Raw genomic sequence first — 17519 nt, 5'->3', positions numbered from 1 at the left:
AATAGAGGTTTTTTCATGCAAGTTTATTTAGTAGGCGGTGCTGTTCGAGATCATTTACTCGGTTTCCCCTATCACGAAAAAGATTACGTCGTTGTTGGCGCAACGCCTGAACAACTTATCGCCTCGGGCTATCAACCTGTGGGTAAAGATTTTCCTGTTTTTCTACATCCAGATACTAAAGATGAATATGCCCTAGCCCGTACAGAACGTAAGTCTGGACACGGTTATCACGGCTTTTCATTTTATACAGACCCAAGTGTGACACTTGAGGAAGATTTAATTCGTCGTGACTTAACCATCAATGCAATTGCAATGGATGATGATGGTAAAATCTACGATCCTTACAACGGTCAACAAGATTTAAACAATAAAATTTTGCGCCATGTTTCAAATGCTTTCGTTGAAGATCCCTTGCGTGTATTGCGTATCGCACGTTTTGCAGCACGCTATAAAGCTTTAGGATTTAAAGTTGCTCCTGAAACCTTAGCACTGATGCATCAGCTTTCTGAATCTGGCGAATTAGAAGCTTTAACGCCTGAACGTGTATGGAAAGAAACTTCTCGTGCACTTATGGAAGATCATGCAGATGAATACTTTGAAGTTCTCCGTTCGTGTGGTGCTTTAAAAATTTTATTCCCTGAAATAGATGCACTTTACGGCATTCCTCAACGTCCTGAATATCATCCTGAAATTGATTGTGGTATTCATACCATGATGTCTTTACAGCAAGCATGTAAAGCAAATTATAGTTTGGATGTACGCTTTGCCGTTTTAGTGCATGACTTAGGTAAAGCGCTGACTCCAAAAGATGAATTACCGCGTCATATCATGCATGAAGAACGTGGTGTAAAACCCGTTACAGAAGTGTGTGATCGCTTAAAAGTACCAACAAATACCAAGCAACTTGCACTTGCTGTGTGTAAAGAACATTTGAAGTGCCATCAAGCTTTAACTTTAAAACCAGGTACTTTATGGCGTTTGTTACAGCGTTTAGATGTGCTCCGTCGTCCTGAACGTGTGGAAGCTTTTGTTCAAGCCTGTGAATGTGATTCTCGTGGTCGTTTGGGTTTAGAAAACCGTGAATATCCTCAATCACGATATATTTTAGATGCCATTCAGGTGGTTCGTAACATTAAAGCGCAAGACTTGCCTGCCGATGTTAAAGGACAAGAAATTGGTGAAATGTTAATTGAACGTCGTATTCAAGCGATTGCCGAACTTAAACATCAATATGCTGAAAATGCATAAATAAAAAAGCCCCAATTGGGGCTTTTTTATTTATTAAAATAGAATATAAAAATAATTATTTATACTTATCATCTATATTTATCAATCACGTCTTAAATCTAGGTTCTGACAAATACTTAACAGAATGCATCCATGTTTTTCGATAACTACGAATAGAGTTTAAGTTACAATCCTCATAACCAAATTCAACTCCACAATAATCACAGATATCATACGTAGGAGATTCTCCATCTTCCCCCCACGGATAATATTCTTCATCATAAAAACCACATATTCGACAAGTATGTAAAATTAAACTCATGAAATATCCGCTGGGAATGTAATCACTTTTTCAAGCTTCATTTGCTCAGTTGCAACCATCAATAAACGGTCTACACCTAAAGCAATACCTGAACATTCAGACATATTCGGCAATGCAGCAAGCAAATATTCATCAATTGGCATCACATGCAAACCTAGCTTCTCACGCTCTGCATTATCAGCTTCAAAGCGTGAACGTAATACATCTGCATCTATCAGTTCATCGTACGCATTGGCAAGCTCTAAACCTTCAATATAAAGTTCAAAACGTGCAGCCACCAACTCACCATCTTCATCCACTTTAGTTTTGGCTAAAGATGCTAATTCAGGCGGAAAATCTGTTAAAAAAACGGGCGTGTCAAAACCTAAACTTGGCTCTACAAAATGCGAGAAAAGTAAATCGATATATCCTAAACGGTCATCGCCCAAATCAAGATTTAAACCCACACGATTACAGCAATCTTTAAGTTCTTTTAAACTTGCTTGCAAAGGATTCAAATCTAAACGATCCATAAATGCATGCTTATAACTTAAAATGGTTGGACGAACTTCACCAAAACGCTGTTTTAAAGTCACATTGAGAAGATCGGTCACTTCAAACATCAGCTCTTTTAAGCTCATATTCGGTCTATACCATTCCAACATGGTAAATTCACTATTGTGTTTACGACCATGTTCATCATCACGAAAGACTTTGCAAATTTGGTAGATAGAACCCACTCCACTTGCCAATAAACGCTTCATGGCAAATTCAGGTGAAGTCTGCAAATAATGTGTTTGCTTTTTACCTTGTATATGACGTTGTGCTTGCACAGAAGCCAAATGCACATCGGTTACGCCTGCTTGTGACAATATCGGTGTTTCTACTTCTAATACATCACGTTCAGCAAAGAACTGACGAATTTGGGCATACATTTTTGCACGCCCACGAATAGCCGAAATATCACAAGTCGGTTGATATTGAATGTCTAACTGACTCATGCTTTTGGTCCTCCATGTGCTGCCCATTCACGGCGTAGCGGATACGTTTTTCTTAAATGATCAAAGGCTTTTTGATCGACTTTTCCATCTTTCAAACAAGCTCGTAAGTTTTGATCATCACGTGAAATATCGTAAATTTCAGACAAATGTTTTACTAAAACTTCTTTTAAATTTTGATCTTTAAAAAGTTGTTCACACGCAGGAAGCTGTGTTTCAAACTGTTTGTTTGGAATGTAATTAAACTCTTGGCAAAACGCATCGTAAATCATCTGCGTACCACGTGCTTTGCCTTCTAAGCTATAACCTGCAATATGTGGTGTAACCAACGTAATTAAATTGAGTAACTCTTCAGAAATTTCTGGCTCGTGTTCAAAAACATCTAAAACAACTTTTCGTTGTGTCTTTTGAATATCTGCAATTAAAGCAGCTTCTTCAACCACAGGACCACGTGCAGAGTTAATTAAAATACAGTTTGGCTTCATTTTCGCCAACGCTTGAGCATTAATTAAATGATAAGTTGGATGCTCTCCATATTTAGTTAAAGGCACATGAATTGAAATTGCATCGGCTTGTTTTAATAAGGTATTTAAATCAACTTGATTGATATGTTCACGTGTTTCAAATGGATCAAATGCAATAACATTCCAACCCAATAGTTTCGCCATAACTGCCAAACGTGAACCTACATTACCTAAACCAATAATACCTAAAGTAAAGTTTCCATTTGCATGGATAAGTTCTGGTTGTAACTTTAATAATGCTGTAATGACGTATTCAGAAACAGCTTGAGCATTGCACCCTGCTGCATTTGACCATGTAATTCCTTGTTGTTCTATAAGTGGAATATCTAAATGGTCTGTACCAATGGTCGCACTTCCAACAAATTTGAGTGCTGTATTATAAATAAGATATTCATTAACTTGAGTGACTGAACGCACCAATAAAGCTTCAGCATCTTTCACATCTGCATGTGTCAAAGTACGTCCAGCTTTGTGTTGAATATCACCAAACTCTGAAAAGAAATAGTCGGTGAATGCTAGATTTTCATCTGCAATGATTTTCATAATGCATTCCAATTGTGTCATGGCATTATAATAACGCTTGGATATTACATTGACCATGCATACCCAAGCATTAAAGGGAAATTACTCTACCAATAAATCTTTAGGATTTACCATATCGCCATAAACTGGCTTTAAAGTTTTTTCATAAGCTTGGTGGATTACACCTTCTTTTGAAAGTTTCTCTAAATCTTTATTCAACCAATCTAACAATTCTTTATTGCCCTTTTTAACCGCAGGTGCAATAAGGTCTTGCTCGCCAAGGCTTGTAATACCTACAGTATAGTCTGGGTTTTCTTTCGCCCAAGCCAATACCAGTAAGTTATCGTGTGCAAGTGCAATACCACGCTTATCTTTTAAAGCATCGAAAGTTTCTGTGTTTTGCTCGTATTTTTGCAGCTTAATTTCTTTATGCTGTTTGCTAAAGAATGAATCTGCCGTTGTACCTTTATTGACCAATAAAACTTTATCTTTCAACTGCGCAATATCGGTAATAGGCGCATCTTTAGGTGATACAACGCCCAAAGCAACTTTCAAATAAGGTTTTGCATAATCTACAACTTCTTTACGTTCTGGTGTTACCGTAAAATTTGCAAAAATAATATCCACTTTATTTGCTTTAAGATATTCAACACGGTTTGCAGCTTCGGTTAAAACAAACTCAATCTTGTTTTCATCACCCAATAAATCTTTAGCAACATGTTTTGCAATTTCAACATCAAAACCTTGGTTCTGACCTTTTTCATCTAAATAACCAAAGGGTGGCTTGTCGCTAAACACGCCTATGCGTACCACACCGTTTTTCTTAATTTGTTCAATACTTGACGTTGTAGTTTGATCTTGAGCAGATTCATTTTTCGTTTCTGCATTTTGACCACAAGCAACCAAACCAAAACCTAATAAAGATACTGCAAATAATTTTTTTACATTCGCTAATTTTTTCATTGTTATCCTCTCTGGATGTTTCCTTACAGCGCTAAATAAATGAAGTAAATTTACTTACCATCAACATCTAAGAAAATTTGTGAGTCGACTTTTTCACCATAAAGCGGCTTTAAAGTTTCATCGTAAATCTTCTGAATTTCACCCGTTTCACGTAAATGTTTAATTTCCGTATTTAACAATTCAGTAATTCCACATTGCCCTTTTTAACCGCAGGTGCAATAAAGTCTTCATTACCAATTTGCGGAATACCCACAACGTAATCTGGATTTTGAGCAGCCCATGCAAGTGCATACGTACTGTCTTGTGAGATTGCATCGCCACGACCATCTTTTAAGGCATTAAATGCATCTGTATTTTGTTCAAACTTCAATAGTTTGATTTTTGGATAATTCTTTGAGAAATAACTGTCCGAGCTTGAACCTTTATTCACAATTAAAGTTTTGTTTTCTAAATCTTTAACAGAATTAATAGGACTCTTTTTAGGAGATGCAATTCCTAAAGATGCTTTCAAATACGGTTCTGCAAAATCCACAACTTCAATACGCTCAGGCGTTACAGAAAAGCTTGCAAATACAACATCTACTTTATTCGACTTTAAAAATTCAACACGGTTTGCAGCTTCAGTAACCACATATTCAATTTTGTTTTCATCACCTAGTAAATCTTTAGCAACATGCTTGGCAACTGCAATATCAAAACCTTGATTTTTACCTTCGCTATCGATATAGCCAAATGGCGGATTATCTGCAAAAACAGCTACACGAATCACATCATTCTGTTTAATTTGCTCAAGTGATGATGCATGTGAATTTTGCGCTTGTTCATTATTCCCACACGCGGTTAAACCAATTGCAGAAAGCGTTAAACCTGTAGCAAATATGAGGGATTTTTTAGATATCATTTTAATTTCCTATTCTATTAATAACTTAAAATATTTAAAAATGCCTTAGCACGTTCAGTTTGAGGCTGTTTAAAAAAGACATCAGGCGTTGCTTCTTCAATAATGTTGCCTTTATCCATAAAGATAATTCTGTCTGCAACTTTCTGCGCAAAACCCATTTCATGCGTAACAATCAACATAGTCATACCTTCTTGAGCTAGTCCTAAAACAACATCTAGAACTTCACGTACCATTTCAGGGTCAAGTGCTGCGGTAATTTCATCCATCAGCATGACTTTAGGTTGCATCACCAATGAACGAACAATCGCAATTCGCTGTTTTTGCCCACCCGATAAATTACGTGGATAATCTAGCTTTCGATCAAACAAGCCCACACGTTTCAATAATGCATCTGCAACTTTTTCTGCTTCTGCTCTATCACGCTTTTGTGCTTTAAGTGGTCCTAACAAAATGTTATCAATCACGTTCATATGACCAAATAATTCATAGTTCTGAAAGACCATTCCCACGTCTTGTCGAACTTTTGTCCACTCAATATCTTGACCTAATACGCCACTGCCCTCTAAACGTATTTCACCTGCTTGAATTTCTTCTAAACCATTGATACAACGTAACAGCGTACTTTTACCGCAACCCGAAGGACCAAGAATGACAACAACTTCACCCTGTGCAACATTTAAATTGATGCCTTTTAAAATTTGGGTATCAGCAAATGATTTTTTTAAATCTTTAATTTCTAATAACGACATAGCTTATTCCCAAACTTTTTCTAAATAACGTGACGCCAGCGAAAGCGGATAACAAATAATGAAATACAATACAAAGATGAGCCCATAAATCCAAAGTGATGCATTGGGTACGGTTAGCAAGGAGTTTTCAATGATCTGCTGTCCTACTTTGAGTACTTCGACAACACCAATAAGCACCGCTAAAGAACTGGTTTTCACCATTCGCGTAAACAAATTAATGACACCTGGCGTAATTCGCTTCAAACTTTGCGGAAATACCACCTGAGTTAAAATTTGAGCTTCACTTAACCCTAAAGCAGCCGCAGAATCTCTTTGATGTTTATCAATAGAGCTAATTCCTGCTCGAACAAGGTCACCCATTTCTGCCGTGCCCCAAAGCACAAAAACAAAAATACATACCCAAAAAGATGAGAACTGCCAGTTAAACCATGTTGCAAAACCAAAATAAAAAACAAACAGCAAAACTAAAATTGGAATAACACGTATTGCTTCTAAATAAATTCGGCATAAAACTTTAATAAACGGATTTTTTGACGTCATAATTACGCCAAAAATTGCACCTAAAATAGCCGATAAAAAAACAGAAATTATGGCAATTTGGATGGTTTGCCAAAGTCCTAGAAATAAGCGTTCTAAATGACTTGGCTGAAACAAATACTCAATTCCCATGGCTCACCTTTCTGCTTCTATATTCCAAATAGCTTGTGAGTGCAGATACAGGCAAAAGAATAATGAGATATGCACAAATCAATAAAAATAATGCTTCTGTTGTTTTGTAATCCATACCGATTAAGTCTTTGGTTACAAACAATAATTCAACAATAGCAATTGCACTTAACACAGAACTTTCTTTAATAAGAAATAAGCAGTTCGCGCCAATTGCAGGTATAGAAACTACCATGGCTTGAGGAAAACTCACATGTCTGAAAATTTGAACTGGATTTAAGCCAATGCTTTTTGCTGAATCAATTTGACCTTTAGAAACAGACTGTAAACCCGCACGGAAAACCTCCGCCATATAGCTTCCACCCAAAAAGGTTAAGCCAATAATGCCGCACGTAAATCCATCAATTTTTATTCCAATTTTAGGTAAACCGTAATACAGGAAAAAAAGCTGAATAAGTAAAGGCGTATTTCTCGATACTTCTATATAACAAGCAACTAACTTATCTAGAATAAAAAATTTATAGGTCAAAATAATGCTTGAAATAAGACCTACAATAATTGAGAGGAAAATACTAATGACAGAAATTTCTAGCGTGGTCAGGGTTGCAGCATAAAACTGCGGCCAAACGCTTTGTATATAAAGCCAGTCCAAAGGGAACGTCCCAAAATAAATAAAAAATATGTTTAGAAATCTAAACTTGGCTATTTTATTCGACTGCTATATCACTAAAAAACAATATAATTGTATAAGCTTTTCTAAAATTAATATTAAGTTTTATTTCATTATATTAATAAATGCATGATTTTGTTAATCTACATGTTATTAGGTAACTTATTATTTCACTCTGTATTTAAGTTGGTTTTATAAATCACTACTAACCATTAATATTTATAAATTTATTTTAAATAAAGTTTTTTTAATTACATAAAACTTGTCAAGTTTACTGTAAAGCTAATACTAGTCACTCCATACAACTAGCATTAGCGACTACAAATTATTTTTACTATTTCACTTTTATTAAACGCTCTAATTCCTGCTTCGCTCTTTTCAGATCTTTTTGAAATTGAGAATCTGCTTGTAAACGAGCAAATTGAGCCGCTGCAATCACTCGTCCCGCATCTACATCACTTTGCCAGTGCATGTTACATACAACACGGCTTTGACCATATTCATAACCACGTTGAATAATCTCATCTTGGCGATCTGGACGTAATTCTGCAAGTAGTAAAGCATATGTCCAACCAATAGTTGTATGACCTGAAGGATATGAACCATTCGATTTCAGGGTAGATTCATCTTGCGGCGTACATGTTGAAACTTTCATACTTATAAATGGGCGTGTACGATTGTAATGTTGTTTTGCACTTTTTGTTGTGACATTGCTATCTGAACGAATCTTTTGCATCATTGAAAAAAGTGTAGGCGTATTTTTTTCATTAATTTCTAAGCCAAATGCTTCTGAAAATGGTCGCCCTAAATGTTCATCTGTTAAATCAGCATCTATTGCTGCTTGTGCCCAACGTGCCGTTCCCTTTTGAGCTTGCATATCTTGGAAAATTGCATTATCTCGAACCTGCCCCGCACTATTTTCTTGTGGTGGCAAAGGTAAATTTTTTAAACTATTAGGTACTTGGCTTTCTGTTAAATAGCCATCGGCTGCATTAGCAGTTATGCTAAGCCCTGTTATAGCAATTGAACCAATAATTAGCGAGACGATTATTGAAGCTTTAAATGTTTTTTGCATGTGATTAATCTTGAAATATATAAATTCAGCACATGCAAAATAAGGACTTCATTTGACCTTAATATGACAATTTAGAATTATTAAAATTACATTACTTTTCTTATACAGTATGGATATAACTTTCATGTGTAAAAATGGCAAATAAGCTTCAAAAGTTCAATGCATCTAAAACTGAATAGTATTCACTATAAGCTCGTTTTACTTCATCTTGCTATTTAAAATACTTTTTTTTAAAGTATTTCACTTTTTAACAGTTCTTCCTTCGCTACACCAAAGTATCTTATTTCTACGTTAGGTTTACCGAGCATCTCTAGAATTTTATCTTTTTCATTTATATTTTGGCTCTAGACTAGCAGAATAGATATGTTAGTCTAGAATCATGATAGAAAACAGTAAATTAAGTCACTATAAGATTAAAAAAATTATTCAGTGCTTTTGCATTGGTTTTAGATTCAAATTCTCTATCAAATACTTCTTCACTCACATTTAGATTTTCGAAATATTTTAGGTATTCTTCAAAAACTAGATAAAAATATGGATCTAATCTTTCTGCATCAAACATATAAATTAAATCTTCTGGCATTTTTTTTTCAGGATAAATGATCAACTTTCCATAATCGACAAAAAAATCCACAGAAAAATTATCATATTCCATTTCATTTAAAACTTTATTAAACGTTTCAAAATATTGCGCTAAAAGGGTCTGTATATCATCTAAAAACGCTTTATTATTAGGGTCTGTTGACATTTCAAGTATAGAATTTACCCGATAAAGGTAGCCAAATAAATATACAAGCTAATGCAACTGCCCCCTCATAGCTACACTTTAGCTTATCATATCGTGTTGCTATTCCTCTGAACTGCTTTAACCTACAAAATGCATTCTCAACTAAGTGTCTGATTTTATAGAAATGCCAATCCATATGATCATTATTTGACTGAGTATTTGCTTTTCTTGGAATATTCGCTTTAGTTTTTTTCGCAGATATTTGTTCTCTTAATGATTCAGAGTCATATCCTTTGTCTGCACAACATACTTCCGTTTCGCTCAAATCAAGTTTTTCAATCATTTTGGGAGCAATCTTGACATCATGTATCGTTCCATCGGAGATAATAATTTCGATTGGATTGCCATCCGCATCAACAGCTAAGTGTATTTTAGAACTATTTCCACCAATGCTTTTAGAAATATCCTGATCTTTTATTCCAGCAGAATGTTGGTGTGCCCGAACATGACTACCATCAATAAAAACCCATTCCATATCAGCATTTGAAGAAATTAATTTAAATATTTTCATTAACTTATCATTTTTACACCAACGATTATATTTTTTAAAGATTGAGTTATACGAACCAAATTCTTTAGGCAAATCACGCCATGGGCAGCCTGTTCTTATTCTATAAAGTATTGCTTCGACAAAATTTCTCAAATTAGATTTGAAATAGATATCAAAATTTCGGAAAATAGAAAGTAACTTAGACCAGTGTTGATCATTCAGCATTGTACGAGGCATAGCGAGAAGTAAATTTGGTTTGGCGATTAAATTTTACTTTCTCGCTATTTTTTTGAACAGAAAATGTCAACAGACCCTAATATCCAATATTAAAGATTGATTTGAAATAGCCTCAATACAATCATTAAGTATATTTAACTCTCTTAAAGCCATTATTTTACTCCATCTAAACGTGTGTTAGGTTGATCCATTTTTCTGAGTGTAGTTTTCAGCTCATTTGTAAATTTCTTTAGACTATTAGCAGCTTGTTGGTTCGTCATATTCGGATTCGTAACAGTACCCTGACCTATTGTTGCCTTAGTCAATTGTTCTGTTTCTTACCCACTACTATTAACACCAATCGTCGTTGAACCATTTGGATATTTAGATTTCTGACCCTCTTTTTCTTGTGTAGTTTTTCCTATTTGTAGTCGATACATTAAAACCAAAGAAAAAGCACCAACAGTAAATTAGGGCTTTTAAAAGCAGGCTATATTATTGAAAAATAACAAATCTCGTATAGCGTGTGTTATGTCAACTTTAGAAGTTTTAACTTACATTTAAAAATTAAAGTCCTTCTACTCGTCGGTAATCGTCTCAAGACCTTAAAAGCTCAGCTTTTAATTCCAAACTATTTATTTAGAATAGGTGACGATGTCTGTAAGCTCACCGTTGAATGAGGACGATCTCAGTATTACAGATAGGCTCATATATTAATGAAAACAGCATGACCATAAATCATGCAGTTTTTTTTACGGTAAATATTCACGACTATCTTAATAATATGAAAAATCGTAAAACTGAATAACAGTTTAAAATACTGAGAAAGAAAAATAGAATTGCTGAACATGTATTAAGACAACTCATTGTGTTTCACACTATCTTTATTTTTATGTGGGCTGGTATGTGGGACAAAAGCATAGGTAATAAAAAAGCCCTTGTAAAAACAAGGGCTTTTTAAAGTATTTGGCGGAAGCGGTGAGATTCGAACTCACGGAGGGGGTAAACCCTCGTCGGTTTTCAAGACCGGTGCATTAAACCGCTCTGCCACGCTTCCAATGGCGGCTATCATATAAATAATTTGACGAATTGGCAAATACTTTTCTATGTTTTTTAATTCATATGTTCAAAATAAAAACAAAAATCAATTTATTGCTTATAAATTCACTTATTAGATGATTCTTTACTTAAAATAGCACCTTTACACATTCAAACCTAAGTTCCTTAATCTCATTACTTTAGTAATAAGTATTCATATAGAGTAAGAAAGCTAAGAGTTCAATTCTGTTCAAATCCCCTCAAATAACGACTATAATCACTTATCTCTTGGCTAATCTGCTTATTTCCTAATACTATGAGTAAAAATGATTCCTCCCTTTCTAAAGACCAATTCAATTTACTGAAAGCCTTTAAAAAGCAAATCACCAATCCTCATTCAACAGCAATTAAAAAAGCTGCTGAGGAAAAAGTGCAAGCCAAACCCGAGCCTGAAGATGATCTCGAGTTATTTCGCAAACAAATGCAAGGTGTCCGAAAAATGGATACAAGCAATATTGCGAAAATTGAGAAATCGAAAACCAAAAAGCCAAATGCTCAAATTCTTGCTAAACGAGCTGCCGCAGAAGGTGCAATGGAAACAGATGGTGCAGAACTTTCTGATACCCAAGCCATGCTTAATCCTGTTGCTAGCCAAGCATCTTTAAGCTATCGCATTGCAACATTACAGCACAAAGTATTTGAAGATTTAAAAGCAGGTAATTTACGTTGGTTTGAAGCAGTCGATTTACATGGTTGTACTGTAGAAGAAGCTCGCTCTGCAGTTTTGCAAATTATTCAAATTGCCAAAGATGAAAACCAAAACGTACTTAAAATTGTGCATGGCAAAGGTCCAGAAGCAATTCTAAAAACTTATGTAAATAGTTGGCTTCGTCAACATCGAGATGTTTTAGCTTTTGTTAGTGCCCCCGAAAAGCAAGGTGGTACAGGCGCGGTTCTAGTTTTACTTAAACGTACAGAAAAGAACCCTAAATTTAAAGATTAATCCTATTTCTCCTTGAAACAGAGGCATTGCAAAAGTTTTCTGCTACAATGCCGACCTTGTTCAATATCAGTGTAAGTGAACACGTCTTATGTCTATGCAGCAAAACTACGCAAATATCCTAACCGCCATTGGCGAAGACTTAGATCGTCCGGGTCTAAAAGATACGCCTGCGCGTGCTGCTAAAGCTTTTTCGTATTTAACGTCTGGTTATAGCAAAACACTTGAAGAAGTGACTAATAATGCAGTCTTCCCTTCAGACAACCGTGACATGGTTTTAGTGAAAAACATCGAGTTTTATTCTCTGTGTGAACATCACTTACTTCCTTTTCATGGTCGTGTTCATATTGCTTATTTACCAGAAGGCAATGTTTTAGGTTTATCTAAATTTGCACGTATTACAGAAATGTTTGCACGTCGCTTACAAATTCAAGAAAACTTAACACAGCAAATTGCAGAAGCAGTTCAAGAAGTCACAGGCGCACGTGGCGTTGCTGTTGTTATTGATTCTGCACATATGTGTATGATGATGCGTGGTGTTGGCAAACAAGAATCAACGACTCGTACAGTATCTTTTGTTGGTGATTTCAAAACCAATAGAGAAGATCGTCGTGAATTCTTAAGTGCTGTTCCAGAAAGCTACTAATTTTTAAAACTGCCTCAACTGCTGTTGGGGCATTTTTTTTTGCTGACATTTTAACTTTAAATTCCAAAGCATCTTTCTTGTAAGGATTAAACACAATGCCATCAATATTTTTAGCAGGATATGGTTTAACTCAAAATGAAACCACTGTTGACTACCCTCGCCCCGATCGTCTTGTTCAAGGCAATCCAAAACGTTTAACGACAGAATTATATGATCATCCAAATATGAATTGTGGTATTTGGGAATGTGAAGTTGGTGCTTGGAATATTGAGTTTGCAGCAAATAAACAAGAATTCTTTCAAGTGATTGAGGGTTCTGTACGTTTACATGATGCTAAAACAGATGAATTTGTTGAAATTCATGCGGGTAATGCAGGCATTATTCCACCATCTTTCAAAGGTACATTTGAAGTGCTAGAAAAAGTTAAAAAATATTATGTACTTACTGAAAACTAAAAAAACAAAACCCCGAATATTCGGGGTTTATTCATTTGCTTTGACTTATTCAAATTAAACTTTTAAATATGGAATGATGAAAAAATCATCTAAAAATTTACTCATTTTTAATTTAACTTCCATAAACCATTTGGCTTACGTTGTCCTAAAATACCAAGAACAATAACCAAACTTAATAACAGCAATAAATACCAAGAACCGAGTTTCCCCCAACCCACCATATGCCATGCATCAACCTGACTTGGGTACAACCAAATTTTATAAAAAGTACTAATATTTTCAGCAATCCAAATAATAAAAGCTAAAAGTAGCAATACTGGTAACATCGGTACTTTAAATTTTCGGTCTTGTATTTCAAAGCCAATTTTCGTATTCCAAAAAATGAATGCGCTCCATGCAAATAAGGCATAGCGAATATCTGGAATAAAAAATTTGGTCATGAAATTTGCATAAGACAACACCGCCAAAGCCATCATATTGCCAAAGCTTGGTAAGTACTGAAAATGCACTTGATATAAACGCAATGAACGAGCAAAAAAACTGCCTACAGCCGAATACATAAAACCTGCAAATAACGGCACAGTTAAAATTTTATAGACCGCAGGTTGTGGATATTGCCAAGATGCAATATATGGACTGGTAAGAAAGATTTCCATGCCCATTGCCAAAATATGAAATAAGGCTATCACTTTGGCTTCCGCCCAAGACTCTAGCTTTAAATACAGTAAACAAGCTTGAATGGCTAAAGCATAAAACAATAAATAGTCGTATCGAAAATATCCAAAATACTCTTGGCTTCCCATGCTTGCTGTTACAGCAAAAGCAATGAGTAACAAGATACCAAATAAGGCAGCCGAAGCTGCCTTAAAGGAAAATTGGATCATTAAACCCAAATTTTGAATCACGGAATATCCTTATAAATATTTAGCGCTATATTCATGCACTGTATCAATAAAGGCTTTCGGACGAGATGGATCTACCCATTGCGTAATACCATGTCCTAAATTAGCAACATAACCCGTTTTTTCACCATTTGCATAAGCATCATCAAGCATTGCTTTTGTTGCTTTGGCAATGTTTTCAGGTGTGCCATATAAAGTTGCAGGGTCTAAGTTACCTTGCAATGCAGCACGACCATTTACCGTTTGACGCGCAACATTCAATGGCGTTGTCCAATCTAAGCCAAATGCATCTGCACCTGTTGCAACCATTGGTTCTAACCATTGACCGCCACCTTTAGTGAACAAAATAACAGGAATCTTACGACCATCTTTTTCACGTTGTAAGCCTGCCACAATTTTTTGCATATATTTCAGTGAAAATTCTAAATATTCACGATGCGCTAATGCACCACCCCAACTGTCAAAAATTTGAACAGCTTGCGCACCTGCGTCAATTTGAGCATTTAAATAGTCAATTACTGCATCCGCTAAGCGGTCTAATAGTGCATGCAAAACTTCAGGTTGTGAATACATCATGTGTTTAGTAAAACGAAAGTCCTTACTTGAACCACCTTCAACCATATAAGTTGCAAGTGTCCACGGGCTACCTGAGAAACCAATTAGTGGAACTTGTCCGCCCAATGCAGAACGAATGGTAGATACTGCATTCATCACATAATCTAGGTCAGATTTTGCGTTGAATTTTGGCAAATTTGCGACATCTTGCTCTGTACGAACAGTTTTATGAAATTTTGGACCTTCGCCTGCTTCAAAATACAGCCCTAAACCCAAAGCATCTGGAACAGTTAAAATATCTGAAAATAAAATAGCAGCATCTAGCTCATAACGACGTAAAGGCTGAAGCGTAACTTCACAAGCGAACTCTGTATTTTTACATAGTGAAAGGAAATCGCCCGCTTTGGCACGAGTTTCGCGGTATTCTGGTAAGTAACGGCCTGCTTGTCGCATCATCCAAACTGGAGTTGTATCTACGGGTTCACGTAATAAAGCACGCAGAAAACGATCATTTTTTAAGGTCGTCATTTACTTTCCTAATTAAATTTTTAATCTTCTAAACATCATAACAAAAAGGTCTAGAATTTAATAATCTGTCTGTATGTTTAAATTCGATTGTACTAAATGATAAAACGAATATTTAGACAAAACATTTACTGCAAGAGCTGTTTTTTTCTGTAATACTTATGTTGTTTTTTCACAATGTTAATGAATTATTCTTAAGGTTGAATTACATGTTCGTTCGCTCAATACTTGCAATGAGTTTAAGCTGCATATTTGCTGGTTCTGCAATTGCGGCATCAACTGCTGAACAATCATTAAATCCTCAACAGATTAAAGATATTGCTATTGAAGATCCTATCGATCCTTTAGCAGTTAATAACTCAGCAGAACAAGCATCTTCGGAAGCAAAAATAACGCCACAAGAACAACAAGATTTAAATCAAGCATCTGAAACGCTTGATAATCTTCAAAACACAGAAGATGAAACTGCAGCTATTGGCACTGCACCATCTTCAACCACAACAACTGAATCTCCTAGCACTGCTTCTAAAGGCTCTTGGTCATTAGCTAGCTTAAATAACGCTCAGTGGTCTGAGAATATTGGCCGTGGTCAATTCCCTGTTTATGCGCGTGCGCACGTTATGCTAAATAATGCACATGCATCACCAGGTGCAATTGATGGTTCAAGTGGTAAAAATACGCTAAAAGCAATCGCATCATTCCAACAAATGAATGGTTTAAAACCAACAGGTACTTTAACCAAAGAAACTTGGGATGCGTTAATTGCAAAGCAAGGCTCTAAACCAGCTTATGTTGAATACACAATTACAGCAGCCGATTTAAAAGGCCCATATGCGAAATCTATTCCTGGCGACTATGCGCTTCAAGCAAAAATGCCTGGTTTGTATTACACACGTGTATCAGAAATGCTTGGTGAAAAGTTCCATATGGATGAGAACTTCTTAAAGAAGATCAATCCAAAAGCGACTTTTAATAAAGTTGGCGAAAAAATTATTGTGACTAGCGTTCGCAACCAATTACCTGAAGATATTCATTTAATTGTTGCGCATAAGGGTGCAAAACAACTTTATTTATTCAACAGCAACAATAAAATGATTGCTTCTTTCCCTGCGACAATTGGTAGCTCAGATACCCCTTCGCCAACGGGTACATATAAAGTGACTGGTGTAGCACCAAACCCTTGGTACAGCTACTCTCCAAGCAACTTCGTACAAGGTAAAAACTTAAAACCACTTTCTTTACCACCTGGCCCTAATGGCCCTGTAGGCAATATTTGGATTGGTTTAAGCAAAAAATCATTTGGTATTCACGGCACACCAAATCCTTCAGCAATTTCTAAAACAGCTTCTCATGGTTGTATTCGTTTAACGAATTGGGATGCGAATGATTTAGGTAAAAAAGTGCGTTCTGGCGTAACAGTTAAGTTCTTAGAATAATCACTTAAGTACTTGTGCTGTAAAAAGGCTCACATTTATGTGGGCTTTTTTTTATGTTTAAAATTCATCGTTTCAAACATGGAACAATATGTCGCTTTTTATGAATATTAAAAGATAATTTAAAACATTAAAATTAGCTCAAGTTCAAATAATAATGGAGTATTCACATGAATGCTTATCTACATCGTAGCGAAGATCGTGGGCACGTAAAAATGGCTTGGCTTGACACCAAACATAGCTTTTCATTTGGTAGCTGGCACAACCCTAAATACATGGGTGTTAGTGCATTACGTGTTATCAATGATGATAAGATCGATGCTCATAAAGGTTTTGGTACACACCCGCATGACAACATGGAAATTTTAACTTGTGTGCTTGATGGCACAATTTCCCACAAAGACAGCATGGGAAATGCAGGTGGAATTTCTGCAGGTGAATGGCAATTAATGAGTGCAGGTACTGGCGTTCAACACAGCGAAGTAAATGACGGTGACACCCCTGTTCATTTACTACAGATTTGGATTCATCCAGATATTCGTAATGCTGAACCTACGTATCAACAAATTAAGCTAGACCCTAAAGATCAACCTAACCAATGGCATTTAATTGCGGGTCCAAATGACAATGCCCCTATGCATATTCGTCAACAAGCAGAAGTAAAAACTGCGGTATTGGAGCAAGGTTTATCTTTGGATATAAAAGCCACTCAAGTTTTGAATTACATTCACGTGATTCGTGGTGAAATTTTAATTGGTGAGCATGTGGTAAAAGCTGGAGATGCTCTACTTTTTTCAGAAGATGCAAAAATTGTAGCAAATGAAGAAAGTCAGTTTATTTGGTTCGATTTACCAAAACAATAAACTTAATGTATAA

17 protein-coding genes, 1 tRNA gene and 1 pseudogene are annotated in these 17519 nt (G+C 35.7%); 6 read left to right on the top strand and 13 right to left on the bottom strand.

Annotated features, from left to right (window positions below):
• Nucleotides 1-15: 15 nt before the first annotated feature.
• Nucleotides 16-1248 (top strand): multifunctional CCA addition/repair protein, encoded by a 1233-nt coding sequence (locus MZO21_RS04445; protein ID WP_154773492.1) that lies wholly within the window; start codon nucleotides 16-18, stop codon nucleotides 1246-1248.
• Nucleotides 1249-1545: 297 nt separating this feature from the next.
• Here MZO21_RS04445 and epmA read toward each other — a convergent pair whose 3' ends face one another.
• The 11 genes and pseudogenes from epmA to MZO21_RS04390 form a co-directional block, all read right to left on the bottom strand.
• The gene (gene epmA, locus MZO21_RS04440; RefSeq protein WP_154773493.1) at nucleotides 1546-2529 is read right to left on the bottom strand and encodes an EF-P lysine aminoacylase EpmA; all 984 of its coding nucleotides are present in this window, start codon (nucleotides 2527-2529) and stop codon (nucleotides 1546-1548) included.
• Complete coding sequence (locus MZO21_RS04435; RefSeq protein ID WP_154773494.1) at nucleotides 2526-3593, bottom strand: 4-phosphoerythronate dehydrogenase; 1068 nt, start codon at nucleotides 3591-3593, stop codon at nucleotides 2526-2528. The genes epmA and MZO21_RS04435 overlap by 4 nt, the downstream gene beginning before the upstream one ends.
• Before the next feature lie 81 nt (nucleotides 3594-3674).
• The gene (locus MZO21_RS04430; RefSeq protein ID WP_154773495.1) at nucleotides 3675-4535 is read right to left on the bottom strand and encodes a cysteine ABC transporter substrate-binding protein; all 861 of its coding nucleotides are present in this window, start codon (nucleotides 4533-4535) and stop codon (nucleotides 3675-3677) included.
• Nucleotides 4536-4585: 50 nt separating this feature from the next.
• Nucleotides 4586-5436: pseudogene (locus MZO21_RS04425) on the bottom strand (transporter substrate-binding domain-containing protein).
• Nucleotides 5437-5453: 17 nt separating this feature from the next.
• Entirely contained in the window at nucleotides 5454-6185 is a 732-nt protein-coding gene (locus tag MZO21_RS04420) for an amino acid ABC transporter ATP-binding protein (RefSeq protein ID WP_154773497.1), read from the bottom strand.
• 3 nt (nucleotides 6186-6188) lie between these two features.
• Nucleotides 6189-6854, bottom strand: a complete 666-nt coding sequence (locus MZO21_RS04415) for an amino acid ABC transporter permease (protein ID WP_154773498.1) — start codon at nucleotides 6852-6854, stop codon at nucleotides 6189-6191.
• Nucleotides 6844-7503, bottom strand: a complete 660-nt coding sequence (locus tag MZO21_RS04410; protein ID WP_154773499.1) for an amino acid ABC transporter permease — start codon at nucleotides 7501-7503, stop codon at nucleotides 6844-6846. Before MZO21_RS04410 ends, MZO21_RS04415 begins: the two co-directional genes overlap by 11 nt.
• Before the next feature lie 352 nt (nucleotides 7504-7855).
• The gene (locus MZO21_RS04405; RefSeq protein WP_248103455.1) at nucleotides 7856-8596 is read right to left on the bottom strand and encodes an acid phosphatase; all 741 of its coding nucleotides are present in this window, start codon (nucleotides 8594-8596) and stop codon (nucleotides 7856-7858) included.
• Nucleotides 8597-8993: 397 nt separating this feature from the next.
• Nucleotides 8994-9344: a hypothetical protein gene (locus MZO21_RS04400; RefSeq protein ID WP_248104304.1), complete on the bottom strand. Its 351-nt coding sequence runs from the start codon at nucleotides 9342-9344 to the stop codon at nucleotides 8994-8996.
• Between the two features lies 1 nt (nucleotide 9345).
• On the bottom strand, nucleotides 9346-10110 hold the full coding sequence (locus tag MZO21_RS04395) for an IS5 family transposase (protein WP_152874452.1): 765 nt from the start codon (nucleotides 10108-10110) through the stop codon (nucleotides 9346-9348).
• Between the two features lie 946 nt (nucleotides 10111-11056).
• Nucleotides 11057-11146, bottom strand: a tRNA-Ser gene (locus MZO21_RS04390).
• A 297-nt stretch (nucleotides 11147-11443) separates the two neighbouring features.
• On the opposite strand from MZO21_RS04390, the gene MZO21_RS04385 reads away from it, so the two are divergent.
• The 3 genes from MZO21_RS04385 (at nucleotide 11444) to MZO21_RS04375 (ending at nucleotide 13228) form a co-directional block, all read left to right on the top strand.
• Nucleotides 11444-12130 (top strand): Smr/MutS family protein, encoded by a 687-nt coding sequence (locus MZO21_RS04385; protein WP_154772592.1) that lies wholly within the window; start codon nucleotides 11444-11446, stop codon nucleotides 12128-12130.
• 94 nt (nucleotides 12131-12224) lie between these two features.
• The gene (folE, locus tag MZO21_RS04380; RefSeq protein ID WP_171501261.1) at nucleotides 12225-12773 is read left to right on the top strand and encodes a GTP cyclohydrolase I FolE; all 549 of its coding nucleotides are present in this window, start codon (nucleotides 12225-12227) and stop codon (nucleotides 12771-12773) included.
• A gap of 95 nt (nucleotides 12774-12868) precedes the next feature.
• Nucleotides 12869-13228: a cupin domain-containing protein gene (locus MZO21_RS04375; RefSeq protein ID WP_248103664.1), complete on the top strand. Its 360-nt coding sequence runs from the start codon at nucleotides 12869-12871 to the stop codon at nucleotides 13226-13228.
• Nucleotides 13229-13335: 107 nt separating this feature from the next.
• Here the strand turns inward: MZO21_RS04375 and MZO21_RS04370 are convergent, their stop codons facing one another.
• Nucleotides 13336-14130 carry a DUF817 family protein gene (locus MZO21_RS04370; protein WP_248103672.1) on the bottom strand — a complete coding sequence of 265 codons (795 nt, stop codon included), beginning with the start codon at nucleotides 14128-14130 and terminating at the stop codon, nucleotides 13336-13338.
• A gap of 12 nt (nucleotides 14131-14142) precedes the next feature.
• Entirely contained in the window at nucleotides 14143-15213 is a 1071-nt protein-coding gene (hemE, locus tag MZO21_RS04365) for a uroporphyrinogen decarboxylase (RefSeq protein WP_248103666.1), read from the bottom strand.
• A 206-nt stretch (nucleotides 15214-15419) separates the two neighbouring features.
• Between hemE and MZO21_RS04360 the strand changes: the two genes are divergently transcribed.
• A complete protein-coding gene (locus tag MZO21_RS04360) occupies nucleotides 15420-16646 on the top strand; it encodes a L,D-transpeptidase family protein (protein WP_154772588.1) in 1227 nt (408 codons plus the stop codon).
• Nucleotides 16647-16813: 167 nt separating this feature from the next.
• A complete protein-coding gene (locus tag MZO21_RS04355; RefSeq protein ID WP_248103668.1) occupies nucleotides 16814-17506 on the top strand; it encodes a pirin family protein in 693 nt (230 codons plus the stop codon).
• Nucleotides 17507-17519: the final 13 nt, after the last annotated feature.

Source organism: Acinetobacter portensis (assembly GCF_023158935.1).
Taxonomy (GTDB): Bacteria; Pseudomonadota; Gammaproteobacteria; order Pseudomonadales; family Moraxellaceae; genus Acinetobacter; species Acinetobacter faecalis.
This window is presented reverse-complemented; position numbering and strand designations above follow the sequence as displayed.